Genomic DNA, 25650 nt, shown 5'->3' with positions numbered 1-25650 from the left:
TCAAACAAACAATAATTCATGGCTATTAAAACATATATAACCAAAATCTCACTAACTTTCAGTGACCTATACGTCAGCTCAAATTTATAACGCATCAACGATCAAAGCTACTAGTACCTTCGTTCATCACTGGCTGATTGATACTATCCCCTATACCCATAGGCTGCTTAGAGTGATACTAATACCGACAAGACGAGCTACTCGTAGCATGATTAAAGCCCCACTTACGATAACCTTGCGTGTCTAAATGCACAGAACCTGTTGAGTACAAACCCAGTCCAAAGTTATAAGACTCCCCTTGATATTGCCAAAACTGACACAGATCGTCTTGCATCTTACTCAGTAGCCAAAAGTTATCTTGGTACTCAGGAACCCAAATATCTATTGCGCCCGCAGTCATATGCTTACTGCTATTAGCACCGCCAGCACAGCTATTGAGTCCCGGACTACGATAGACAGAACGGATTTCCGTGCTTGCTGGCAAGATTCCTTGATTTTTTAATAAGCTATAGAGCCGTAACGTAGGCACGATATTTGACCATAACTCTTGCGGTGGCAACTGATAAGGCTCATAACCGCACTTATCCCAACTACGCGCTGTGGTAAGCAATTGTTCAAGCGGTGGGACATTATGAGCCCCGATTTGCGAGCTTAGGTAACGTTGGTAGTTTGCAACTTCTTGTGCCCGAAAGTGATTGCTATTGAGCCAAGTGTTAAAATCCATCGCAGTGGCATTACTATAATAATTATCGCTTGTGCTATAACTATTGTTATAACCAGTGCTTGCTCTAGGCTTATTGATATACACGCGTTTGTTTTCTTCTATTGATACGTTGGCATCAAAATTATATTCGCGCTGTTTTTGTTTGATCAGCCCCTGCATACGATCATCGCTTGATAGCGCCTGATTAGAGTTGCTAGAATAATTACTGGTAACAGCCGTACCTTGACGTATTTGAATGCGGCGCTCACTATTGTCTTGCAAGATGGCCGCTTGAGCACCCACACTACTGACACATACAGCAAGAGCTATCATGGATTTTTTTATAAATGTAATACTACTGTTCGTATTTTTCATGTGGGCAATTATCGCTAAAAACATTTTATCGATACTATCAAATTTTATGCAGGCAAGCTAAACTATTGCATCGTATAATAGGTAATAGAAATCTAATTAACATTTATCATCATTATTTTTATAATTACGTTACCTTTGACGAGTTTGCTTTTATACAAACTTACTCTCCCATCATCCATGACCGCTAGCTTTTGCAAAAACCTGACAACAGTCACCTTGCACGCTATTACGATTAACTTATCGCTAATTTTAGTCACTGTTTGCATGCATTTAAATTATAGTTACTTAAATTATAGCCACTTATAGCTGCCTTTATATATGTCTCTGAATCCACAATATCGTTTTTCACGTCAAAGCCATCATTTCGGTCAACATCATGAGCCGACTTTGTGGCAACGCATTCATATAGATCCATGGCTAACGATACTACTCCTAACTATCTGCAGCATTGGGCTGACCATACTCTATAGCGCTTCTTCGCAAGATAATGCGATGGTCATTCGCCAACTGGTGAGCTATGGCGTAGGATTTACCGTGATGTTTATCATGGCACAGATTCCACCGAATATTTATCGCAGCTTTACACCGATATTTTATATATTAGGCATCGTTTTGCTGGTGTTGGTTGAGATTATTGGTGAAGTACGGATGGGGGCAAAGCGTTGGATTGATATTCCTGGGTTTGGTAGCGTGCAACCGTCAGAATTTATGAAGCTTGGTATGCCTATGATGTGTGCTTGGTTTTTGTCTAAACGTGAGCTACCGCCCTCATTCTTAAGCGTTATAGTGACATTAGCGATTATCATCATACCTGTACTGCTGGTGGCTATAGAGCCAGATCTTGGCACTTCCTTACTGGTCGCTGCCAGTGGCATTTTTGTGTTATTTTTGGCAGGCTTGTCATGGCGAATGATATCAGGCGCGTTGGCGCTGACCATACCTTTAGTCGCTTTTGCATGGCAATTTTTACTGCACGATTACCAACGTACTCGCGTCTTAACCTTATTCAATCCTGAAGGCGATGCGCAAGGGGCTGGCTGGAATATTATCCAGTCCAAGACAGCAATCGGTGCTGGCGGACTCTCTGGAAAAGGCTACCTAGAAGGCACGCAGTCACATCTGCACTTTTTACCTGAAGGGCATACTGACTTCATCATTGCGGCATTCTCAGAAGAATTTGGTCTGTTTGGCGTGATACTGCTAATGTTTATCTATGCTTGCCTATTGACACGTGCGCTATACATTGCTTTTACTCACCCTGACACCTATAGTCGCCTACTGGCAGGTGCCATCGCAATGTCATTTTTTGTTTATATATTTGTCAATGTCGGCATGGTCGGAGGACTTTTGCCCGTTGTGGGCGTTCCGCTTCCGTTTATCAGTTATGGCGGCACAGCGATAGTGACCTTAATGGCGGGATTTGGACTACTGATGTCCATCCATACTCACAAATCATATTAGCTATTGAGTCATATTGTTGAATCATATATAAATGCAAGTGGGAAAATACTCGCCTATTTAGCATCGTACCCGCTCCTAATTTTATGCAGTAAAATTTTATATAAAAATAAAAACCTATAACTTTATTTTTGCAATTAGTATTAAATTGTCACTTGTATAATATATAAATACATTAGACCTATAGGTCATATAAGTAGTTGATATTATTAAAATAAGACCTTATAAACATATAGAACTCCTTGCCAGTGCAAGTAGTAATCCATAATTACCTATAAGTTTTAATGCTTGTTATTTGCAAAAAAGTGCGCTAATCTCTTGTCAATACGTGTTGATACATAACTTATACATAGCTACTCATAAAGTTAGCAATCAATCATACTTCAGTCGGAGCTCATCCGTATAGTGAGCATCTAGGTTTTCATACGCACTACTTAATTAACGCTTTACTAACAAAGATTCACGCAAAGCTATTTAGTTAAGCAAGTCAAAAAACCTACGTAGAAAACTCCTAACAGTGTGCCAAATTCTTTTAGTGGCATTAATATTTATATTATTAATACATCTCATGAATATCAGTTGGTAATAGTTACTTCCTGTAAATTTATCAAAGATGATAAGAAGCTTAACCATACGTCAAAACCTATTTATAAAGCCATGACAAATATCTTACATTCGCATATTTAAAGGCTTTATGACTTACTTGTAATGACAAAGTTAGGTTCTGACGTATCAGTTATAGAGGAATTTATGAATAAGCGTCTGTCTGGTTTACTTACAATGTCGGTGTGTTTATGTGCTGGATCTGCAGTGGCATCTAACGCAAACGCAGTAGAAGCAAAAACCTCCCTTGCGACTTTGTCACAAGATAACGCCTCCCATATTGATCGCGTGCTCGGTGAGCTTACTCGCCAACATGATAATGCTTCAAGCCTAGTCAAGTCCGCCCGTCAGCCGACATCGTTAGCATTGAACAGCTCTTTATTAGCCAATGATACCAGCCAAGTCACTGATGACGAAGACGTATTAGAGCGTTTAACTGCTGTGGCGTCGAACTCTGTGAGCAAATTTAAGCAGACTGGTCTGGCTTCTTGGTATGGTCGTAAGTTTCATGGTCGTAAAACCGCCAGTGGTGAAACATTTGATATGAATGCTTTGACTGCAGCCCATCGCTCATTACCCCTTAACTGCTATGTTAAAGTAACCAATAAAACCAATGGCAAAAGCGTCGTGGTTAAAGTCAATGACCGCGGGCCTTTTCATGGCAACCGCGTCATGGATTTATCTTATGGGGCAGCTAAACAATTGGGTATCACCAACAAAGGGGTTGGCAACGTTTCGATTGAGCGGGTTGATGGGCCTTAGTCTTAAACACTTAATTGATATTAAAGTATTTTAGAACTGTAATGTTAAAATAAAAACTGCCAAGCGTATTACGCTTGGCAGTTTTTTTATGGGTGATCTATTTAAAAGCTATAGCTCAAACGCTCTTTCTATCGCATCGTCCAAGCGCTCAACAGCGATTATATTAATGCCTTTAAATTGAGCAGAATTAGTTGTTGGCGCATTAGACTTAGGTACAATGGCATGCTTAAACCCATGCTTCATTGCTTCTTTTAAACGCTCCTGCCCGTTTGGTACAGGGCGAATTTCACCCGATAGACCTACCTCACCGAATACCGCTAACGATGATGGTAACGCTCTTTCTTTAATGCTCGATGCGCACGCCAATAACACGGCTAAATCAGAACCCGTTTCTATCACCTTGACACCGCCAACCACGTTGACGTAAACATCTTGCCCACTGGTATGAATGCCACCATGACGATGCATGACCGCTAGCAGCATTGATAGACGCTGATAATCAAGACCAAGTGCCATACGTCGTGGCTGTCCTTGCGAGTCATCAACCAGTGCCTGCACTTCGACCAGTAGCGGTCTGGTACCTTCACGGCTGACCATGACGACTGAGCCAGCAACGGGCTTATCATAACGGCTCAAAAATATGGCGGATGGATTGGCCACCTCCTTTAAGCCCATATCCGTCATACCAAAGATACCCAGCTCATTCACCGCACCAAAGCGGTTTTTAACGGCTCGAATCATGCGAAAGCGTGAGTCAGACTGCCCTTCAAAATACAAGACCGTATCGACCATGTGCTCAAGCACACGTGGACCTGCCAGCGTCCCTTCTTTGGTGACATGACCGACCAAAAATAGCGCCGTCCCTGTCTGCTTAGCATATCGGGTCAAAATAGCAGCCGATTCACGGATTTGGCTGACACCGCCTGGTGCAGAGTTAATGGCATCGGTATAGATGGTCTGGATGGAGTCGATAATAGCAACCGCTGGCTGCTCTTGGGTTAACGCTGCACAAATAGTCTCTACATTGGTCTCAGCCAGTACTCGCAATCGATCAGCAGGCAAATCCAAGCGTTTGGCTCGCATGGCTACCTGAGCCAGCGACTCTTCACCTGTCACATAGAGCGCACTACCGGCTAAAGAGTCTGCGCGTGCCATATTGGTTGCTGTTTGAAGCAAAATCGTTGACTTACCAATACCGGGATCACCGCCTATCAACACTACTGAACCTGCCACCAATCCACCGCCCAACACTCGATCAAACTCGCTGATGCCTGTTGGCAGACGCGTATCTAGCGTAACACTGACAGCATTGAGCGGCATGACTGCACTGTGCGTTCCAGAATAGTTGCCAGCAGGTGCACCTGCATTACGAGAGGCAGCTCGACTGGTACTAGGCTTGGCAGTGTTTTTATTATGATGCGGCATACTAACATTGGGGGCTTCTACCAAACTGTTCCATTCGCCACAATCAGAACATTGTCCTGACCATTTGCCAAAATGCGCTCCGCAGTGCTGACAGACATAGCTACTTTTATTTTTTGCCATCGTATGTGCGCCTTATTTAAGTTCTAAAATAAAGAAGAGAAAAGATGTTTTTATTGATGCAGGTTGAATCATCATGGACGATGATGAGCCAGTAAGATATTTGATAAAAATGAATGAGGGATAATAACGCTAGCGTAGAGATACAAAGAAAATGACTTTAAATAACAGGGTTTTAAATATTTTTATTTGAATCCATTCATACTGCTACAGTTAGCCACTTATAGATGAGACAAGGCTTTATCAAAAAGTGGCTATAACCATAGTTTACTTATACTTGAAAGTCCTTACCTAGATAGACAGACTTAACCAAATCGTTGCTCAAGATGTCTTGCGGGGTGCCTTCAGCGATAATAGCGCCTTCTGAGACGATATAAGCCTTTTCACAAATTGCTAGCGTATCTCGGACATTATGATCAGTGATTAGCACTCCGATACCGCGATTCTTCAGGGTCAAAATGACCTCTTTAATATCACCCACAGAAATAGGGTCAACGCCCGCAAAGGGCTCATCCAATAAGATAAACTTAGGATCAGCAGCTAACGCGCGCGCAATCTCGCAGCGACGGCGCTCACCACCGGAGACACTCATCCCTAGAGACTTGCGCACATGTCCTAGATTGAATTCACCGATTAACTTTTCTAGCTCTTGGCGCTGCTCGGCGGCCGTCAGCTCCTTACGCGTCTGCAAAATGGCCAAGATATTGTCTTCAATAGACAGCTTACGAAAGATAGAAGCCTCTTGCGGCAAATAGCCAATACCAGCACGGGCACGCTCATGCATGGCATATTTGGATAAATCCATCTTACCTAACGTCACACGGCCCTTATCCATATTGACCAGACCGACTACCATATAAAAGCTGGTCGTTTTACCCGCACCATTAGGCCCTAATAACCCAACCACTTGTCCTTGCTCAACAGAGAATGAGACATCTTTGACTACCCAGCGCTTGCCATAGCGCTTGCCTAGGTTTTGCATCGTCAGTCGCGCATTGACTGGCGAGGTTGGCTCACTCGTTGCGGCTACTGTTTGACTGTCAGAACTGCTATTGATAGAACTACTATTTAAAGAATGGCTATCTAAATCTTTGCTATCACTCATATCATACTCATACTCATGCAAAATTTAAGCGCTTAGGCAAAACCACAGAATTGTCTTAGCGTATGCTGCTCTGGTTAGTACTATTACTAGGTGGCAGTATCAACTCAACACGCTGATTACCGCCAGCAGTCGCTTCTACATCTCCCGCTTTGAGACTATAACGAATAACATTACCTGCAAAGCTGGCACCGTTTTGATCTAGCTTGGCATTACCCGTTAAGGTGATGATGCCCGTGACCGCATTGTAATCTATTTTATTGGCTTGGCCTTTTGCTAGGCCTTTTTCTTTAGTGACTATCTGCTGCATGGTCGCTGGACGTCCAGTCGCTACCGCCGAATTAATGCTACGCTGCTGAGAGAGATTGACGGTAATATCATCCGCAGTCAACCTAAGCGTGCCTTGAGTGATAATAACATTACCAGAATAACTGGTGACACCTGTACGCTCACTATAAGTCGCTTTATCCGCTAGCAACTTAATTGGCTGATTGGCATCAGATGGCAGTGCATGGCTGTATAGAGGCAAAGCCAATAGCATCACTGTCGGCAATACGCATAAATAACGCTGGATATGATTGAGGCGTTTAGTAAGCAAAAAATTTGATTTCATAAGCAGTGACTCTTTTTATAATGAGTAGGCATGAGTGTTAGAGAAATAAATAGGGTTCGTTAGCTCACTCTAAACGTTTATTTTAGCTTATATGAGAGCAATAGGCGTGATTAAAAACGATCAAAACAGCGCCTGATCTTGACGCTTAGCAGGGTTGAAAGTGACGGCCACTTGCCCAAACTCATACTCACCAGTTTCAAGGTTGGCTGTCATACTTGCGGCCTGAAAACGGTTCATGCCTTGTTCAACTTTGACAGGTTCATCACTGTAAACTTGTCGTGACTTAGTATTGCCTTTGAGCGTCTGACCCGTGACCTTGATTGGTTCGATATCCGATGCAGCACCTTCTTCACCAGTCTTCTCTTCACTCACTAAGCTAAAGCCACCAGATAAACGCAGCTCACCAGTTTGTTGATTAATAGTAGCACTGCCCGCTTGGATAACATAGCGCTGCTCATCAGAGGGCTCCCAGTTCATAGTAATGCCCGACATCTCATCTTGATTGGTCACTGGGTTGTGTGTCAACGAATCGGCATTGAGCTCGTATTCAGTTTCGCCCTGCTCGTTGGTCTGTATCGCTTGAATATCAGTCGCTTCATAGTCTACTTCTGAAGCCTCTATATTGACGGGAGGTGTTATTTCACCTTGCTTTTGGAAGAACCAGCCAGCGATGACAGCAATAATCAAGGCGATGATGATTAAAACACGAGTACTCACGACAATTCATCCTGAGTATTGGTTTCATCAAGCGTATAGTGCGCAATAAAATCTTGATAATGTCCATGACCTTTTAAAATAAGATCGCATACTTCGCGTACAGCGCCTGTGCCACCAGATCTGGTCGTCACCATGTCACTACGCTGAATGACCTCGGCATGCGCATTGGGCACTGTGGCAGCAAAACCGACCGTTTGCATGGCTTTTATATCAGGTAAATCATCACCCATATAGGCACAATCGGCAGCGGTAATATTGAGCGCAGGATCTAAGGTTGCAAGTAGCTCATTTAGAGCGACAAGCTTATCATCACGGCCTTGTACCACATGGTTAACACCCATCTCAGCCGCACGTTTATCCACCATAGCGCTGCTGCGACCAGTAATAATGGCCGTCAAGATACCATAACGCGCCAAAGACTTGACCCCTACACCGTCGTGTACCGAAAATGCTTTGGTCTCGACACCGTTGCCATCATAGATGATCTGTCCATTTGATAAGATACCGTCAACATCCATTACCAGTAGCTTTACCTGTCCCGCTTTTTTGATTAAATCTTGCATAATCCATTCTCTTATCAAGTCTTTTTGTATTAAGGCATATTAGGTCATCTGACTCTCAACTTATTATGCCCTATCGTAGGCTGGCGCTTTTAGCCCAGCTTTGAAACTTTGCAGAAGCAAAATGCTGGGCTAAAGCCGCAGCCTACAGCAATAGCTTTAGAATAGTTGAGAGTGTGGTATTAGGTCATAACTTGGGTAATATTGATAGCTTATTTCACACCCGCTTGCAGTAAGTCATGGACAGTAATAATAGCATCTAAATGACCCTGCTCGTCCATTATCAATAGCTGGTTAATCGCGTTCTCATTCATGACACTTAGTGCATCAGAAGCACGCATCGTTCTGCTAACTTGACGTGGGTTGCTGGTCATCACCGCACTCATAGGAGTAGCCAAATCAATTCCCTTCTCAAGTCCACGGCGCAGGTCGCCATCGGTAAACACCCCAACGACTCTTTGCTCATCATCGGTCACTACTGTCATACCCAAACGTCCAGCAGACATCGTAAACAAAGCTTCTTGCAGTGGCGCTTGCTGATTGATGAGTGGTAAGTCCTCTACACTACTATGCATCAAGTCTTCAACCCGCGTTAACAACTGACGGCCAAGCGCTCCAGCAGGATGTGATAAGGCAAAGTCTTCTGAAGTAAAATTGCGCGCATGTACTAAAGCGACAGCCAAGGCATCCCCTAGTGCCAGAGTAGCGGTGGTACTAGACGTAGGCGCAAGATTGAGCGGACAAGCTTCCTGCGACTTACCCAATGTCAAGACAATGTCAGCTGCGCGCGGTAACATGCCACGCTTATCACGGCTGATACTTATCAATGGGATATTTAGGCGTTTGACCACTGGTAGCAACATCTTAATCTCATCTGACTCACCAGAATTGGAAATAGCCAGCAGCACATCGCCTTTTACCAGCATTCCTAAGTCGCCATGACCCGCTTCACCTGGATGCATAAAAAAAGCAGGGGTACCGGTAGAGGCGAAGGTTGCGGCTATTTTGCGGCCAATAAGTCCTGACTTGCCCATACCAGTCACAACGACCCGACCCTTACAAGCCAAAATAATATCACACGCCTGCGCAAACCTATCATCAATCTGCTCTGTCAATAATGCCAAGGCAGCTTTTTCAGTATTTATCGCGTCAATCGCGGTACTTATAAATTGCTCATGAGTCAGGTTTTCTGCGCGGTTATTCATCGTTTAGCTCAATACGTTTATTAGTCGGTGAGGTGTTCTTATCAATCAGTGAGGTATTTTACTATATTAATAGCCATATTAATAATATAGGAGAAAATAGATAGTTGTCGCCTAGTATAGGAATGCTTTATATAGTGAGTCCTAAATAAAAAGAGTACCGCTTTTACGGCGTGCTACTGGTATAATTTTTATAGTGGATCGACTATATAAAAAAAGACCCACTTATATAGCAGGTCTAGTTGTAATATAAGTATGTCCGTTAAAAGCACACCGATAACGTACTTTTAACGATAGCAGCATCTAAATAGCGACTTGCTGTCTCTATTTATTATTTATTGTCATCAAAATCATTGCTTGACCCTTCAGAGCCTGTGTCTTCTGCCGGTGTCTCAAAGCCGCGATCTTGACCAAAACCACCACGCTCAAAGCCGCGATCAGCTCCCTGACCTAAAGCGCCACGCTCAAAGCCACGATCCTGACCTTGGCTAAATCCACCACGATTGAAGCCACTACGATTAGAGGCAAATCCGCGCTCTTCAAAACCGCCACCTGCACTGCCACCACGTTCAAAGCCAGCGCCTACAGCACCGCCTTGGTAACCGGCAGCACCTTGAGTCGTGCTACTACCAGTCGTTGATGCTGTACCACTACTGCGTGGATTGCGCGCTGGTACCACTGTCGAAATAGCGTGCTTGTAGACCATCTGGCTCACTGTGTTTTTCAGTAACACCACATACTGATCAAATGATTCGATTTGACCTTGCAATTTAATTCCATTAACCAAAAAAATTGAGACAGGAATACGGTCTTTACGTAGCGAGTTCAAAAACGGATCTTGTAAGGTTTGTCCTTTTGACATGAAAACTCTCCTAAATAATATATATAGTTATAGTATAAGTGCTTGTTTAATTATAATGGTTAGTAGCAGATACAATAGTAAATTGTTATTGATAAAACGTATCTAAATAAGCACCTATTTGTTCTTAAGTCATTCTACTTTATCGCGAATGGTATATTATTGTAAATAATTAAGTAACCAGTTATTTCAACGAGCGTTTTGTTAAAACCTAGGGTTCATAACCATTGTTTGTAACGATATCTAGCCGTCTGTCAATACTATAATAATAAATTATAACAGTTATTTTGGCTAATTTTTGCAACTTATTGTCACCTGCTTTTTACATATTGCTGTTATGAATACTTAATATTCATTATAAACGTAAGACTTTCTCCTTTCACCTAGATAACTAATATAGATAATAATTAACGTACATACTAAATAAAGTAAACAGTCACTTTAGTAAATAGTCACTTGCTTGGGTCATTGTCGTAAATGAAGCGATCTCTATTTCGTTAGCTGATGTGCCAGATGAGGTTTCTACAACAAGGTTTGCACTTGGCAACTGAGTCAGTTTACGTAACCACGTATATTGGCGCTTTGCCAACTGCCTGGTTGCATATAGCGACTTGTTTTGCATCTGCTGAAAAGCAAACACTTCGGTCTGACTACCGCTATTTGATGGCTGCGCTTGCGGCTGAATTACTTTATTTTGTGTTGCTTTTGGACTACCTGACTCATCAAGCTCTCCAAAAGCATCATAAAACTGTGCCTTATCCAAATGCGGTTGTTCTAATACTGGATGATTGATATGTACCAGATACTCCAATACCTGTCGATAGCCAACACAGCGCATAGATGGTAAGTTGGGTGTCAGAGGATACTGCTCGAGCAAACTAACGACTTCAGCCACTAGCCCCTCATCCCACATGATATCCAAACGCTGCGCAATACGCTCATGCAGCCATACGCGATCAGGCATCACAGCCAGCGCATGCCACTGCTGATTGGGATTATGTGCCAATGCCTGCTTGGGCTTACGCTGCCATTCACTTATTGGAATATCTGTTTGCAGATAGACTTCAACAGCACGGGTAATACGCTGAGTGTCGGTTGCATTGAGACGCTGGTGGCTCACAGGATCAACCTTGCCAAGATAATCATAGAGCGCACTAATGCCCTCGTCTTGTCGCCACTGCTCTACGCGCATGCGGACGCTATCATCGCTATCTGGCACAGGAGACAGTCCATCAAGTAGCGCCATGTAATACATCATAGTGCCGCCTACCAGCAAGGGTATCTTGCCGTTCTCATGACAGCCACCAATCAAATGTGCGACATCACTGACAAACTCAGCGACACTATAGCTTTGCATAGGGTCTATGATATCGACTAAATGGTGCGGATAGCGCGCCAGCTCACTCGCCGTTGGCTTTGCCGTACCGATATTCATGTCACGGTATATCAGCGCTGAGTCTACCGAGATTAGCTCATAACGCCCTGTACCATATAGCTCATAAGCCAGTGCGGTCTTGCCGCTCGCTGTTGGTGCCATCAGACACACCACGCTATTATCCGCTAAATTAGGATTCAAACCATGAGATAAGCCATCAGACGAATGTCGCATAGAGTTGCCTTTACTAGTTATATTGTGAGTAGCAGGAGTAGCATTTAGCTATGTAATTGTTCGGACACGGACGACAACATCAACGAAACCAATCTATTGCGATCTATAACTTTGATTGCGTTGTTACTCAGTAACTCCTCAACATCTACGATAAAGACTGCCACATCCTGCGCTGACATTTGCGTGCTGATGGTAGCAAGTTGCTGATTGATAGATGCTGCGCTGTTTAGCTTTTGGTCTTTTTTGAATACATTACTGCTAAGTACATGGGACTCAAATAACAAACGTAGCTTTGACTGCCAATCCACTGCACTAATAAGTAAACATCGTCCTTGGTTATAAAACAATAACCAAGGCAGCGTTTTATCATCAGCCTCTTTATTGATAGTAGGTTCATTGACTAAACCATTTAAGCTGGTAATAACATCCAAGCAAATGGGTAATCGTCCTGTTTCTATAAATGGGCTACTAAAAGCATTAACGCTACCAGCTAAAGCCACACTTACAGTATTAACATTAGTATCAGACGATTCATCAATATAAGATTTTTCTGAGCTTTTAGAAAACGGCTTGCCTGCTGACAGCTGATACGGATATTTCGGAGCTTGAACTTGCCTGCTCTGTGTTGAATCAATAGTAGATATCTTGGGCAATAAATTATCGAACGATTTACCTTTATAGGTGTTATCGTTTAGCGCCTGTCTATCGTAGTTGGTAGCTGCTAGCATATCATTGTTACTTAGCGTCTTAAGTCTAGTACGAATGGCATGGCTTAAATGCGCCATAATATTGTTTAATGGACTGATTTTGATACGCTGTTTGGAAGGATGCACATTGATATTGAGCCACTCAGTTGGCATATCGAAATACAGAGCATACCCTAGGCTACTTAGCCCAGCATTGTGAGCAAGTTGCCGCAACTGATTGCTAACGATCGGCTCTTTGACCAAACGCCCATTCACATATAAAAATTTTGGTAAAGTATCTTTTGAGTCAGTGATAGGCCATAACCAACCACTAATATTTGCCTGATTATCTGAGTATTTATGATCGCTGTACTCTATAGGCTGCTGCATGAGACTGGATAAATCAATCGCTATTTCTAGCGCGTTATCGGTCAATAGCAATCCAGTTGCTTGCTCGAGACGTGACAATGGCAGACAGTTGGCGCTATCGTGACTACTGTCAATAGATCTTGCAGATAATAACAGCCGCTTTTTATTATCGTGAAACAGAGTGAGTGCCACATCGGCTCGTACTAGAGCCACTTCACGGACAATCGTTTCAATATGGTTAAATTCGGTTGCGATAGATTTTAAGTTACCGCGACGTGCCGGCACATTAAAGTATAAGTCCTTGACTGTAATCGTCGTTCCACGATTATGTACGACAGGGAGCAGTTTTGGCCTATCATCCAAGATACCTGCAACTTGCAACTGACGACCAATGCCACTGTCATCATGACTACTGGTTAGAGTCAAACGAGACACCGCGGCCGTTGCTGCCAATGCTTCTCCGCGAAAACCCAACGTCGTAATGCCATGCAAATTGGCGACATCTGCGACTTTACTGGTCGCATGACGGGTAATCGCCATCACCATATCATCAGGATGAATACCAATGCCATCGTCCACTACCTCAATCATCCCCATGCCACCTTGGGTAATATGCACCTCAATGTTGCTCGCACCAGCATCGATAGCGTTTTCCAGTAACTCTTTGACCACAGCGGCTGGACGTGTCACCACCTCACCTGCGGCTAATTGATTGATCAGCAGCGGCGATAGTTTTTTTATACGGATACTAGAAGAATTATCTGGCATGAATGAGTATCATATTCTTTAAATATTAGGGCATGTTGGTTAAAGCTAAATCTTTAATACCGACAAGTCTAACCCTTGCGCTTGTCCTGCTTTCGATAGTCGCAGCTCAACCTGACGTGATTGGCTATCATTGTCACCTTGCATCATGTCGATAAATAATGTCGGCGGCGGCAGATAGCTATCAGCACGGCTCGCCCATTCAATAATAACCAAGGCATTTGGCTCATCTAGATACTCATCAAAGCCTATAAAAGACAGCTCTTCTGGATCTTGCAAACGATACAAATCAGCATGGTAAACGGGCTTAGTCGTACCGTTATCTTGCTGGATACTATAAGGTTCAACCAAAGTATAAGTCGGGCTTTTGACCGCGCCTGTATGACCCAGCGCTTGTAGCCAATAACGCGTCAAGGTCGTTTTACCAGCGCCCAAATCACCTGACAGCCACACACTCCCCGTCAATGGCAAAGCAGCCAACTGCTTAGCCAATGCTTGGGTATCGTCTTCAGAATGCAGTGTCAAGGTTTGCAAGTTTTTATCATCTGCTATATTGTTATCATGATGCATCAGGCTGTACCTGCCTGTACTTGCATAGTCACTGTTGGATTGACAAAGCTTTCACCGCGAATCAGTTTGTCATACAACTCAGGATCGTGCCACTCAGCACGAACTTGATCGCTAAAGTCAAACTCCTCTAACACCAGCTTACCCATTTGTTCATTGGCCACATCATCAGCAAAACACTGTGCGTAGCCAGTTGCAGTCTCATGCGCAATGACAGAGTATACGCTGACATCGGCTTCACCATTTTGCATTTGGGTTTGCTGCAAGATTTCTTGCGCCCAAAAGAATATCACTCGCGAGAACTGCTCTGCTGATGGCGAGACTGGCAAACTTATCCAGCGTGCGCTGAATTTTTTACAAGCAGCGATATACTCAGGATCGTCTTTATTCCAAAAACAAATCGCATGATCAAAGCTATCGATAATGTCCTTAATCGAAGATTTTAATAAGCCAAAATCATACACCATCTGACCGTGGTCTAGACGATTGGCCTCAAGTATCAGCTCGATCTGATAACTGTGACCATGGATAGAGTGTTTGCAGCGCTCAGAGCTACAGTTTCGCACAATATGAGCATTTTCAAATTTAAAAAGTTTACGAATACGCATAATAATTTTTAACCAAAACAGTAAGCACCATTGTGCTAAATATTGATGTGTAAGATTTTGCCGCATATATTGATCGGCTTGCTGCTCATTATAGCAAATCGCCATCTATCCGTAAGTAAGCACTTATTAATACTCATATTGATTGAACGAATCCATTAGGCTTAGCTTAGGTTATGAACTTAGGTTAGAAGCTTAGATTAGAAGTTTTACTCAACAGCCTTAAACCAGCTAGGCTTGATTTGGCAAATATATAGGAAGGTTGATTTGGATAAATATTCGGCAAAAAGAGGGTTGAGCTGAATCCGAGTTGAATCATAGGCGAACTCTGCTATTGCTATCTATTGCGTAGGCTTAGGACTATACTCAAGACAGCTCGCAATCATTGCGTCAACTGTATCGATATAGCACTTAGCTCAGCACAGTCTGATATAAAGGGCGGTATACGATGCCTCAAAAGGAATAAATCATGAGCAAAGGTCAAGATAGTAAGAAGAATGTCAAAAAGAAACCGCTGTTAACCGCAAAAGAGAAAAAAGCGGCCAAAAAATCCAAGAAAGATGACAACAGTATTCTAGGAAAACACTAAACTGAGCTTTCCTAGCATCTTTATGGGAATTTTCAATCCACAATAAATAGCTTAGCGCCTGTCTTAGTTGACGAGCGATGAGCAATCGTATCATCCGCTACTTGATAAGTCATACCTGGTGTTAAGGTAAAAGTACGACCATCTTTTAACTCAGTATTAAGCTCTCCCTCAACACACAGCAAAATGTGCCCTTTATAGCACCAGTGGTCAGCTAGGTAGCCTGCGGAGTATTCAACCATATGCACATTAATGTTGTTAAATTCGCAGGTTTTCCAATATCCTGTGCCAGTTTCACCTTTATTCTCTACTGCTTCTACTTGCGTCCAGTCAGTAATACTAAAAGGTATATCGTTCATTTCCATGACGTCTTCTCCCTGATATAGATGTTTATTTATTCATCATAAAATTCTTTGCTTACTAAACGCTATATCCATCTTCGTACTCGCATCAGATAAGCTTGATAATCATTGCCAAACTTTCGCGCCATCATCCTTTCTTCTGGCTGAATTTGAAAGCGCGTCATATAAAGCATAAAAACTGGCACTAGCACAAACGGTAGAACGTGAGACAAATAGAACCCCCAACCAAATAAGGCTAGCACTAATCCCAAATACATGGGATTGCGACTGTATTGATAGATGCCACTTGTCACTAAGCTGGATACCCTGTCAAGCGCCTGCGGATTCGGTGTGGTCTGCGCTTTTCTAAATTGAGCAATGCCCATCATGCCGATGCATAGACCTAAAACTATCAAACCAACAGCTATCAAAGTTGAGCCATTAAACGAGAACTGTAAGCTTGGCATGGTTTTAGAGACGCCATACATGACAATCGCTATGATAATGACTTGTGCTACCGGTGGTACTTTAAGCTCTAGAGAGTTCATGGCTTTACCCTGCTCATATTTATAGATAACTTTCAGCACATTTTATTGTTTGATAACGCTGGCCAAGCCCTTTATGATTGCCAATCAATTCAGTGTAGCAGGTAGTAAACTTTATGCTATTGATTATTTTGTACTGAAATAATACTTGTGTGAAAGTGTTGTTTGTATCTACAGCAGGCAGAGTGATTTCGTTAGAGGACTATTGAGACATACTCTAAACAAAGTGTCGTCAGCTAAAACCATACTTTATTTGCATGGGATTTTTCAATACAACCATTTACTGAGCAAACGACTCAATACTCTAGGGTCTCGTGTAGCGCTATGACAGTAGTCTACCCCAGCTGCTTTTAAGCCAGGCTCAAAATCATCGAGATAGCGCTCTTCATCTGGTGGATAGCAATAGATAAGTAATGTTCGATACGTCGTTTCATGCTCACGGATACGCTTAGCCAGCCGCTCTACCCGCTCTGGTGGCACCTCTTCAGCAAACATCACCATAGCCACCTCCTTTTCAGCCAAATGATCCAACACCAGCTGCGCATGTTGATGACAGGTAACATTAGCGCCGAACCGTTGCAGCGTCTCTACCTCAAACCCTGTTTCATCTTGGTGACAATATAAGATATTAATACCTTGCAACAAGCTCTGTTGCTGCGATTGATATCTCTGACGCAGTGGCATCGTTACTACAAAATGACTGCCAACACCCAAATCACTGCTGACTTCAATAGAGGCGCCAATAAGCTGAGCTATTTGCTTGATTACTGATAAGCCAACCCCTATGCCTTCATACTCACGAGTTTGGGAAGAGTCAACCTGAAAAAATGGCAAGAAAATATCTTCAAAATAGATATCTTCGATACCTATACCTGTATCTATAATATGCACCTGCCAACGCATGCTTTCATTAAGGTGAGTCAGTTGAGACTCAATAACGACTTGACCATTTTCTGTAAATTTAATCGCATTATTAATGAGCGTGGTCAAGATTTGCTGAATTTTCGTCGTATCTCCTTCAAGCATATAACCAGTATGATGAACGCGACTAACCAGATCTAACCCCTTTTTTTTGGCTACTGGTTCAAACTCTAATAATAAGTCAGCTATCATTTGTAATGGATTAAACTCATTGAGACTCAGTGCTACTTGACCTTTTTCAATTTTATTGAGCTGAATAATCTGCTCAAGAGTAAACTCTAGATGCTGACTGCCCTTGCGAATAATGGCCAGCGTGTCTTTTTGTTCATCATTGAGATACTGATTGTCCAACAGCTGTAAACCCCCTGAAATAGCATTGAGTGAGGTCTTAAGCTCATGGGTGATCATACTTTGGAAATTGGAGCGCTGCATATCAAGTGATAAGTCTTTATTGTGCAATTGCAGTTCAAAGTCAGCGAGAGCCTGATAGTCTTTTTGTGCAGCTTGCAGCCTGTCAAATAAAACAACCAATGTTTTTTTAACTTTTAGCAGCTCTTGAAAATAAAACTTCTGCTGGATAACCGGCAAATGTTGAAGCTCTGGATTGTCAATGACAACATCACACACCTTAACTAGCTCAGTAAGATCTTTGGTCGGTTGGTTCAGCTTACGCAATACAAACCAACCGATAAAAATAGGAATGCAGATAGTCGCAAACCATGATAATAAGTTGATATATACCCACTGCCAACGCAGCTTATGAATATCTAAAGTAATATTAATATAACCAACTAAAGCATTCGGAGTAGCCGTCTGACTTGATGATTCCGCTGTGTCCATCTCATTATTGACAGTTTCAGGAGTAAGCTGTAGTACAGTATTATCTCGCTGAGTACTACTCCCACTCAGATAACGGCTGGTCACTGGGTAGTTGAAGCTAATAGAATCACTGAATAAGGCGTTGTACCAATCGCTACTTATACGGCCAATAGCAGTTTGATTGGCGTCGGATATGGGTTGGTCAGTAGAATAAAACAGAATGCTTTGTAAGGTAGGGTCATCTTCTAGCAACGAGCTGACTTGTCTCGCAACTAAGTTTGCACCGTCAGGACTTGAGGCATTGCTGGCAAGCAGCTCACCCAAGTTCTGAACATGGATGGCTTTTTGCTGGTATTGATAAACATAGGTGTAGGAAAAAGACAGCACAAAAGCCGCCAATACTGAAAAGCTGATGGCCTGAAAAATAGTACGTCGAATAAGCGTAGGTATGTTTTTAACTGAGTCTCTACTCATGTAACTCACTCAAGGTGGGTTGGTTTTTATTTATAATACATGATACGCATGGAGCTTAAGGGTAGTTATAAGCTATTGAGAAGGGAGCCACCACTGCTCCCTTTTTGATTTACAAAACTCTTATCTGCCTCTAAATATTCACAGCTCATAGAGGTATATAAAACTCAGCCCCCTATTCAAAAACCATCTAATTAATCAGCTATCTAGTCAATCAAGCATTTAGCGACCTTTTTTATCGGTCTTTCTATCGGATTTAGAGTACTTTTGCTTGCGATTACGCTGACGCTGAAGCAGCTGTTGCGCTTTGGCTTTGGTTGGCGTATCACTTTTATTGGCGTACGGATTCTCATTGAGCTTAAAGACTACATTGAGTGGTGTGCCTTCAAGCTTAAACACTTGTCGGAATTGGTTTTCAAGATAACGCTGATAGCTCTTAGGTAGTGAGCCAGTTTGATTGCCATGAATAACGATAACGGGCGGATTATGACCACCAATATGTGCATAACGTAGCTTGATACGGCGACCACCAACGGTTGGTGGTGGATTTGCCGTGACTGCATCTTGCAGTATTTGCGTTAAGCGATTGGTAGAAACTTCAAACATCGAAGATTGATAAGCACGTAAGATAGACGGATAGAGATTACCTACGCCAGTACCATGCAGCGCTGAGATAAGATGAACTTTTACATAAGGTATAAAGCTAAAGCGGCGATCCATCTCAATTTTGATATAGTCTTTTTGTTCTTGAGTCAGACCATCCCACTTATTAATCGCAACCACTAGGGCACGGCCAGCATCAAGCGCATAGCCAATCATATGCAAATCTTGGTCAACGATACCTTCTTGGGCATCAATCACAATAACCGTGACGTTTGAGTCTTCAATCGCTTGCAATGTCTTGATAACAGAGAACTTCTCTACCTTATCATCGATTTTGCCGCGGCGACGTACGCCAGCAGTATCAATCAACACGTAGTCTTTGCCATCGCGCTTATAAGGAATGTAGATACTATCGCGGGTAGTACCAGGCATATCAAAGACGACAACCCTATCCTCACCCAGTAGACGATTCACCAACGTCGACTTACCAACGTTTGGACGACCAATGATGGCAAGCTTTAAGCCATTAGGCTCATGTACTGTCTCTTGTTCAGGCATGTCAGTGGTGATGGCTTCTAGCAAGTTACCGACACCGCGGCCATGACTTGCGGCCATTGGAAACGGCTCACCCAGTCCCAGTGCATAAAACTCGGCAGGTGCAGAGTCATGAGCACCATCGACTTTGTTTGCCACTACATAAACAGGCTTGCCTAAAGTATGTAAAAACTTGCCAATCTCAGCATCCGCGCCAATCATACCAGCACGAGCGTCGACGACAAAGACAATGATATCGGCTTCATGAATCGCTGTATGCGACTGCTCAGACATATAATCATCGATATCCCCTCGGCCATCATCTGCTTCACCAATACCACCAGTGTCGACAACGATGAATGCCTTGCCCTCATATACTGCATCACCATACTGACGATCACGAGTCAGACCTGATAGATCGGCAACAAGTGCCTGCCGACTTTTGGTAAATTGGTTAAACAAGGTAGACTTACCTACGTTTGGGCGGCCAATTAAAGCGACCACAGGCTTGATACTCATTCGTTACTCTCTATTGTGTGCATAGTTATGGATACAGTAGCGGATAATGATGACAGCGAATAGGCGTCATATTACCGAAAATTTAGATGGATACTATATAAGGCAAGACAAGATAAGGCAAGACAAGGCGTGTTGGTATAGACGTGTCTCTTAACACCAGATGACGGATGAAAGTCATCCACTTGATAAGTAAGCACAGCTTATTAACAAGGTTGTCGTTGCTGCATTATATCAGGATCAGGGGCGCATAGATTACGTGAAATGCAGCAGTTACACAAGACATTAAACGCTGACTCAGCAGCGTTTAAATTCAATACAAGCCATACTCTTCTTACTTTATAGATCTACATAGCGATCACGCAGTAATAGATCGTATAAAGTACGTTTAACGAACCATTTGCCAAATAGCAACTTGCCCTGATGTGCTTTGAGTCATTAAACGACTACCTTGTACTTGCAGACTGGTTAACGCACCTTTGGTCTCAACTCGGCTAACAATGTCACCCGTTGCAGGATCAAATAAATGTACGACTCCTTCAAGATCACCAACAGCGATATAGTTGCCAATCATCACAGGATTAGTTAACGCACGATAAGCCAGTGCTTCACTCTCCCACATCACTTGACCATTAGTACGATCATAAGCGACTACTTTACCATCTAAGCTGGTAGCAACGATTTGCTGAGCATTGACTGCTAAAGACTTAAGACTGGCAAGTTCATTAACGAACATCACTTGACGCGATGCTAAATCAATACCAATTAACTGTCCGCTATAGCTAATGGCGAATAATTGATTGTTATTGATGATAGGCATGCCATCCACATCACTCATGCGCTCAACTTCGCTGCTGCCTGTACCGACACCGACTCGTCTTGACCACAGTGGCAGACCGCTATCAATAGTAAGCGCATGCAAACGACCATCAGCCGTAGCGAGCAAAGCTGTCTTATCGTCTAGCAATGTCGGGGCGGCCGTACCGCGAATACTAATCGCTGGTACTTGGGTTGCAAACTGCCAAACTGACTGTCCGTTTTGGAGAGACAACCCATGTAAGAAGCCATCATTGGCAGATAGAACCACTCGATTATTGCTAATAAGCGCAGGTGTCAGCACGGATCCCGATAGCTGCTTCTGCCAGCGTTTGGCGCCAGTCGCACTATCAAACGCCATCACCAAACCGCCACGGGTACTGATAATAGCCGTCTGGCTAAACTCGTCTAATGTCACCCCGCCTGTGATTTGATCATCAACATTCACTGACCATATGCGCTGTCCAGCAGTATTAAAGCCCGTTAAATCACCCCCACGTGAAGCGGTGATAATTTGCTCATTACCATAACCCACTTGCAAATTAAGTGGGTCTTTTTTACTGGCTTTTTTATTACCGACATCAACGCTAAACACAGGCTGCAGCACACTTATAGGCTGCGCAATTTGCACCAGTTTTACTGGATCGTTTACGACTGGCTTGATACCGCGGTTACAGCCAACGACAGCAGTCGTCATTAGCGCCAATACCGCCACGTGCATGACAGTGGTCTTTATGGTTTTGCCCTTTGACATCTTGCTGAAGCGAATAGATCGGGTCATTGTATGTTCTCACTACGAATAAATTAACTGTCAATAAAATAACAGATATCATCAATATAAACTATGGCTTATTGTACTGCTGATTTACTGCGCTGCTGAGTCAGAATCGTTACTATTGTTAACACCGGCTTCAATACTGCCGTTTTCTATTAGTAATGGCTCTGCTGCTGGAGCGGCAGCTTGAATAAGACTGGCTTGCTCGCTGATTGGTTCAGGCACGATACCTAAACTTTCCATCTTTAAAACCAATACTGCACGGGTTTCTTGACGCTTACGAAGTAGCTCCCAAGCATTTTCGTAAGACTTTATGGCAGATTCTTTATTATCTTGTGCCAAATAGATATCACCTAACAGCTCTTGCTGACTCGCTTCAAAAGAAACAGGCACATCATTACTTGCTTCCGATAGCGCCGCATCTGCATCGCCCGCTGACAATAGTATCTGCGCATAGCGTAAGCGAGTAATGGCACTTAACCCTGCATCACCCAAGTCTATTGATAATGCTTGTTTCAAGCTTTCGGTAGCACCAGCGAAGTCATCGCTATCAACTTGCTGACGAGCTTTAATCATGAGTGCCTGCCAAGCATAAACCGAGTTGCCATGAGTACTTACTAAAGCATCAATATCTTGATTGAGCTGTTCACGGCTCGCAGCCAGCCCTGCTAGCGCTTCTGCTTCTAGATCTGGGTTTTGCGCGGCCAAGCTGACTTGTTCATTCAGTCTTTGGATATCAGCATAATGATCGGCAGCAACAGTATCTACCCGCGCGTGATTGTCTTGCCAATAGGTCCAGCCAAAATAGCCTGCCAGTGCTAATAGAATAGCGGTGACGATATAGCTGCCGTATTGCTTGAGCGCTTGCATCGAATTGTCTGCATTTGGCGATTGAGTATTCTGAACCATGTTTGTTTACCTAATAAAATCTAGTTATTAAAACTCATTGCGAAAGAGCGAGTGATTATAAGTTAGCTTGCTAAATTGAATGCATCTGACGACATTTCAACCAATAACGAATTTATTGAGGACGCATAAAGTTCTCTGTTGCCTCTAGCCAATCTTGCGCCACAGTGCTCTGCTCACCCGTCTGCATATTTTTAATGCTAATGGTGCTGTCATCCAGCTCTTGCTGTGCAATGATGACGGTCAATGCCGCTCCTGACTTATCCGCTTTTTTCATTTGCGCTTTCAAACTGGTCGCACTCGCCATTTTTACTCTTAGATCTGGGCGGCTATAACGCAATCTTTGTGCATAACTAAAGCCTGCGCTGAATACGTCAGGATGAGCAACGACAAAAACATCACAGGCCGAGGTCTCTGGCATCGGAGCGACTGCTTCAATAAGCAATAATAAGCGCTCAAGACCCATTGCAAAACCAACGCCAGGCTCAGATTTGGCTGGCTTATCATCGCGCGCGCCGACAGACTTTAACTGTCCGATTAGTCCGTCATAACGTCCACCAGCACAGACAGTCGCTTGACTACCAAGCTTGTCTGTTACCCACTCAAAGACTGTTTTATTATAATAATCAAGCCCGCGTACCAAGTGCGGATTGATTTCATAATCAATGCCTAGCTCCGTCAAATACGCTTGCACTTGCTCAAAATGCGCAATGCTTTCTTCACCCAAAAAGTCCGCCAGTTTGGGCGCATAAGCAAGTAGCGCCTGTGTATTGGCATCTTTACTATCGAGGATACGTAGTGGATTGGTGGTTAGGCGGCGCTTACTATCCTCATCAAGCTGATCTTGCTTATCGGTTAAATAAGCCACCAGCGCCTCGCGATAAGCACGACGCTCATCGGTCTCTCCTAGGCTATTCAGCTCTAGGCGCATCTCATCTTTTAGACCCAGCTCTTGCCACATCAGATGCGTCATCGCAATCAATTCGGCATCAGCATCTGGCAACGCACTACCGAAACTCTCCACGCCTATCTGATGGAACTGACGATAGCGGCCTTTTTGTGGACGCTCATAGCGAAACATCGGCCCAATATACCAAAGCTTTGGCGTATCGCCGCGCAGTAGGTTATGTTCAATCACCGCACGTACCGCGCCTGCCGTGCCCTCAGGGCGTAAGGTTAGAGGCGTTGGCGGATCTGATTTGTCAGCAAAGCTATACATTTCTTTTTCGACGATATCGGTCGCACCGCCGATAGCACGAGCGAACAAATCTGTCTGCTCAACGATCGGTAAGCGAATATGCTCGTAACCGTATCTACCTAATACATCTGCCAATATGGCTTCCAACTTTAGCCACTTAGCCGACTGTTCTGGCAAGATATCATTAAACCCTTTAATAGCCTTGATCATGATGCAATCATATCCTTAAAAGTTATAACCGTTGTTTCTATTGTTGTTATCGGTGCCAAATTTATAACTATTAACCACTAATCATGAATCACTGATAATTATTAGTAATTAATAGCTAATCGTAATGATTTATCACTACCTTACTTAACTCTAATGATTTCGTTTTCACGCAGCTTTGCCAAGTCATCAGCATGCGCACGTACCATTTCCTCGATCTCATCAACCAAATTATCGGTATCGATGAGGTGACTTTTTTCACCCATACGGTAGACCAATGATTTTGGCGCTGCACCCACGATGCCGATGTCAGCCTCTTTTGCTTCACCTGGACCGTTCACTTTACAGCCAATAACCGATAGGTTCATCGGTTCACGAATATCTTCCAAACGTGCTTCTAGTGCCGTCATCACTTTGATGACATCAAACTCTTGGCGTGAGCAGCTTGGGCAAGCAATGAAGTTGACGCCGTTAGAGCGGATATTGAGCGATTTTAAAATATCAAACCCGATCTTAATCTCTTCTTCAGGCTCTGCTGCCAATGAGATGCGTATGGTATCGCCGATACCATCTAATAATAAACCACCCAGTGCAATAGCAGACTTGACCGCGCCAGTACGATATACGCCAGCTTCGGTGACACCAAGATGCAGCGGGTTATCGATTTGTGCCGATATCAAGCGATACGCATCCAAAGTCAAAAATACATTGCTGGCTTTGACCGACACTTTATACTGGTCAAAGTTTAGACGCTCCAAAATATCGATATGGCGCATGGCCGACTCTAGCATCGCTTCGCCAGTTGGCTCAGTATATTTACGCTGAATGTCTTTTTCGAGTGAGCCAGCATTGACGCCAATACGAATTGGAATATTGTAGTCTTTGGCGCAAGCAACCACTTCACGTACCTTGGCATCGCTACCGATGTTGCCCGGGTTGATACGCAAACAATCCGCGCCCGCTTCGGCAACCGCAAGCGCAATTTTATGATCGAAATGTACATCGGCTATCAAGGGCACGCTGACACGTTTGCGAATCTCAGCAAAAGCTTTGACCGTATCCATTGTGGGCGTCGATATACGCATCAAATCAGCACCTGCTTCAACACAGCGCTCAATTTGGGCAACCGTCGCTGCCACATCACAAGTGTCAGTATTGGTCATACTCTGCACACTGATCGGTGCATCGCCGCCAATCGCGACATCACCGACATATATTTTTTTGGTAGGACGACGGTTAATAGGCGATGACGTTGACATATATGAATCCTTTAAGCATAGCAAAAGATAGAATTAAACCATGAATTGATAATGAA

Annotated in this window: 22 protein-coding genes; 2 read left to right on the top strand and 20 right to left on the bottom strand. The window is 43.4% G+C overall.

Annotated features, from left to right (window positions below; genetic code table 11):
* Window positions 1-178 precede the first annotated feature (178 nt).
* Window positions 179-1036, bottom strand: coding sequence for a D-Ala-D-Ala carboxypeptidase family metallohydrolase (locus JMX03_RS06350; RefSeq protein ID WP_227695406.1), 858 nt, complete (start codon window positions 1034-1036; stop codon window positions 179-181).
* A gap of 360 nt (window positions 1037-1396) precedes the next feature.
* Here JMX03_RS06350 and rodA point away from each other — a divergent pair, with 360 nt between their 5' ends.
* Together rodA and JMX03_RS06340 are read left to right on the top strand one after the other, a co-directional pair.
* The gene (rodA, locus tag JMX03_RS06345; protein ID WP_201574909.1) at window positions 1397-2539 is read left to right on the top strand and encodes a rod shape-determining protein RodA; all 1143 of its coding nucleotides are present in this window, start codon (window positions 1397-1399) and stop codon (window positions 2537-2539) included.
* Window positions 2540-3286: 747 nt separating this feature from the next.
* Window positions 3287-3901, top strand: a complete 615-nt coding sequence (locus JMX03_RS06340; RefSeq protein ID WP_201574910.1) for a septal ring lytic transglycosylase RlpA family protein — start codon at window positions 3287-3289, stop codon at window positions 3899-3901.
* Between the two features lie 108 nt (window positions 3902-4009).
* Here JMX03_RS06340 and radA read toward each other — a convergent pair whose 3' ends face one another.
* The 19 genes from radA to ispG form a co-directional block, all read right to left on the bottom strand.
* A complete protein-coding gene (radA, locus tag JMX03_RS06335) occupies window positions 4010-5446 on the bottom strand; it encodes a DNA repair protein RadA (protein WP_201595307.1) in 1437 nt (478 codons plus the stop codon).
* Between the two features lie 268 nt (window positions 5447-5714).
* Window positions 5715-6425, bottom strand: coding sequence for an LPS export ABC transporter ATP-binding protein (gene lptB / locus JMX03_RS06330; protein ID WP_201577340.1), 711 nt, complete (start codon window positions 6423-6425; stop codon window positions 5715-5717).
* A 178-nt stretch (window positions 6426-6603) separates the two neighbouring features.
* Window positions 6604-7086: a lipopolysaccharide transport periplasmic protein LptA gene (gene lptA / locus JMX03_RS06325; protein ID WP_406947739.1), complete on the bottom strand. Its 483-nt coding sequence runs from the start codon at window positions 7084-7086 to the stop codon at window positions 6604-6606.
* Between the two features lie 192 nt (window positions 7087-7278).
* On the bottom strand, window positions 7279-7875 hold the full coding sequence (lptC, locus tag JMX03_RS06320; protein ID WP_201595303.1) for an LPS export ABC transporter periplasmic protein LptC: 597 nt from the start codon (window positions 7873-7875) through the stop codon (window positions 7279-7281).
* On the bottom strand, window positions 7872-8438 hold the full coding sequence (locus tag JMX03_RS06315) for a KdsC family phosphatase (RefSeq protein ID WP_201595301.1): 567 nt from the start codon (window positions 8436-8438) through the stop codon (window positions 7872-7874). Before JMX03_RS06315 ends, lptC begins: the two co-directional genes overlap by 4 nt.
* Before the next feature lie 209 nt (window positions 8439-8647).
* Window positions 8648-9640 (bottom strand): KpsF/GutQ family sugar-phosphate isomerase, encoded by a 993-nt coding sequence (locus JMX03_RS06310; protein WP_201595299.1) that lies wholly within the window; start codon window positions 9638-9640, stop codon window positions 8648-8650.
* A gap of 328 nt (window positions 9641-9968) precedes the next feature.
* Complete coding sequence (gene hfq / locus JMX03_RS06305; RefSeq protein WP_201595297.1) at window positions 9969-10499, bottom strand: RNA chaperone Hfq; 531 nt, start codon at window positions 10497-10499, stop codon at window positions 9969-9971.
* 433 nt (window positions 10500-10932) lie between these two features.
* Window positions 10933-12105, bottom strand: coding sequence for a tRNA (adenosine(37)-N6)-dimethylallyltransferase MiaA (gene miaA, locus JMX03_RS06300; RefSeq protein ID WP_201595295.1), 1173 nt, complete (start codon window positions 12103-12105; stop codon window positions 10933-10935).
* A 44-nt stretch (window positions 12106-12149) separates the two neighbouring features.
* Window positions 12150-13928: a DNA mismatch repair endonuclease MutL gene (gene mutL, locus JMX03_RS06295; RefSeq protein WP_201595293.1), complete on the bottom strand. Its 1779-nt coding sequence runs from the start codon at window positions 13926-13928 to the stop codon at window positions 12150-12152.
* Between the two features lie 45 nt (window positions 13929-13973).
* Window positions 13974-14495 carry a tRNA (adenosine(37)-N6)-threonylcarbamoyltransferase complex ATPase subunit type 1 TsaE gene (gene tsaE / locus JMX03_RS06290; RefSeq protein ID WP_201595291.1) on the bottom strand — a complete coding sequence of 174 codons (522 nt, stop codon included), beginning with the start codon at window positions 14493-14495 and terminating at the stop codon, window positions 13974-13976.
* Window positions 14495-15100: a 6-pyruvoyl trahydropterin synthase family protein gene (locus JMX03_RS06285; protein WP_201595289.1), complete on the bottom strand. Its 606-nt coding sequence runs from the start codon at window positions 15098-15100 to the stop codon at window positions 14495-14497. The genes tsaE and JMX03_RS06285 overlap by 1 nt, the downstream gene beginning before the upstream one ends.
* Before the next feature lie 618 nt (window positions 15101-15718).
* Window positions 15719-16048, bottom strand: coding sequence for a DHCW motif cupin fold protein (locus JMX03_RS06280; RefSeq protein WP_201595287.1), 330 nt, complete (start codon window positions 16046-16048; stop codon window positions 15719-15721).
* Window positions 16049-16110: 62 nt separating this feature from the next.
* Entirely contained in the window at window positions 16111-16572 is a 462-nt protein-coding gene (locus tag JMX03_RS06275; RefSeq protein ID WP_201595285.1) for a methyltransferase family protein, read from the bottom strand.
* A gap of 264 nt (window positions 16573-16836) precedes the next feature.
* Complete coding sequence (locus JMX03_RS06270) at window positions 16837-18783, bottom strand: sensor histidine kinase (RefSeq protein WP_201595282.1); 1947 nt, start codon at window positions 18781-18783, stop codon at window positions 16837-16839.
* 219 nt (window positions 18784-19002) lie between these two features.
* Window positions 19003-20436, bottom strand: coding sequence for a ribosome biogenesis GTPase Der (gene der / locus JMX03_RS06265; protein ID WP_201595280.1), 1434 nt, complete (start codon window positions 20434-20436; stop codon window positions 19003-19005).
* 385 nt (window positions 20437-20821) lie between these two features.
* Window positions 20822-22030, bottom strand: coding sequence for an outer membrane protein assembly factor BamB (bamB, locus tag JMX03_RS06260; protein WP_201595278.1), 1209 nt, complete (start codon window positions 22028-22030; stop codon window positions 20822-20824).
* Window positions 22031-22114: 84 nt separating this feature from the next.
* Window positions 22115-22933 carry a YfgM family protein gene (locus JMX03_RS06255; protein ID WP_201595276.1) on the bottom strand — a complete coding sequence of 273 codons (819 nt, stop codon included), beginning with the start codon at window positions 22931-22933 and terminating at the stop codon, window positions 22115-22117.
* Window positions 22934-23045: 112 nt separating this feature from the next.
* Window positions 23046-24338, bottom strand: coding sequence for a histidine--tRNA ligase (gene hisS, locus JMX03_RS06250; RefSeq protein WP_201595274.1), 1293 nt, complete (start codon window positions 24336-24338; stop codon window positions 23046-23048).
* Between the two features lie 140 nt (window positions 24339-24478).
* Window positions 24479-25594 carry a flavodoxin-dependent (E)-4-hydroxy-3-methylbut-2-enyl-diphosphate synthase gene (ispG, locus tag JMX03_RS06245; RefSeq protein WP_201574927.1) on the bottom strand — a complete coding sequence of 372 codons (1116 nt, stop codon included), beginning with the start codon at window positions 25592-25594 and terminating at the stop codon, window positions 24479-24481.
* Window positions 25595-25650: the final 56 nt, after the last annotated feature.

Origin of the sequence: Psychrobacter fulvigenes, from assembly GCF_904846155.1 — a bacterium.
Classification (GTDB): domain Bacteria; phylum Pseudomonadota; class Gammaproteobacteria; order Pseudomonadales; family Moraxellaceae; genus Psychrobacter; species Psychrobacter fulvigenes.
This window is presented reverse-complemented; position numbering and strand designations above follow the sequence as displayed.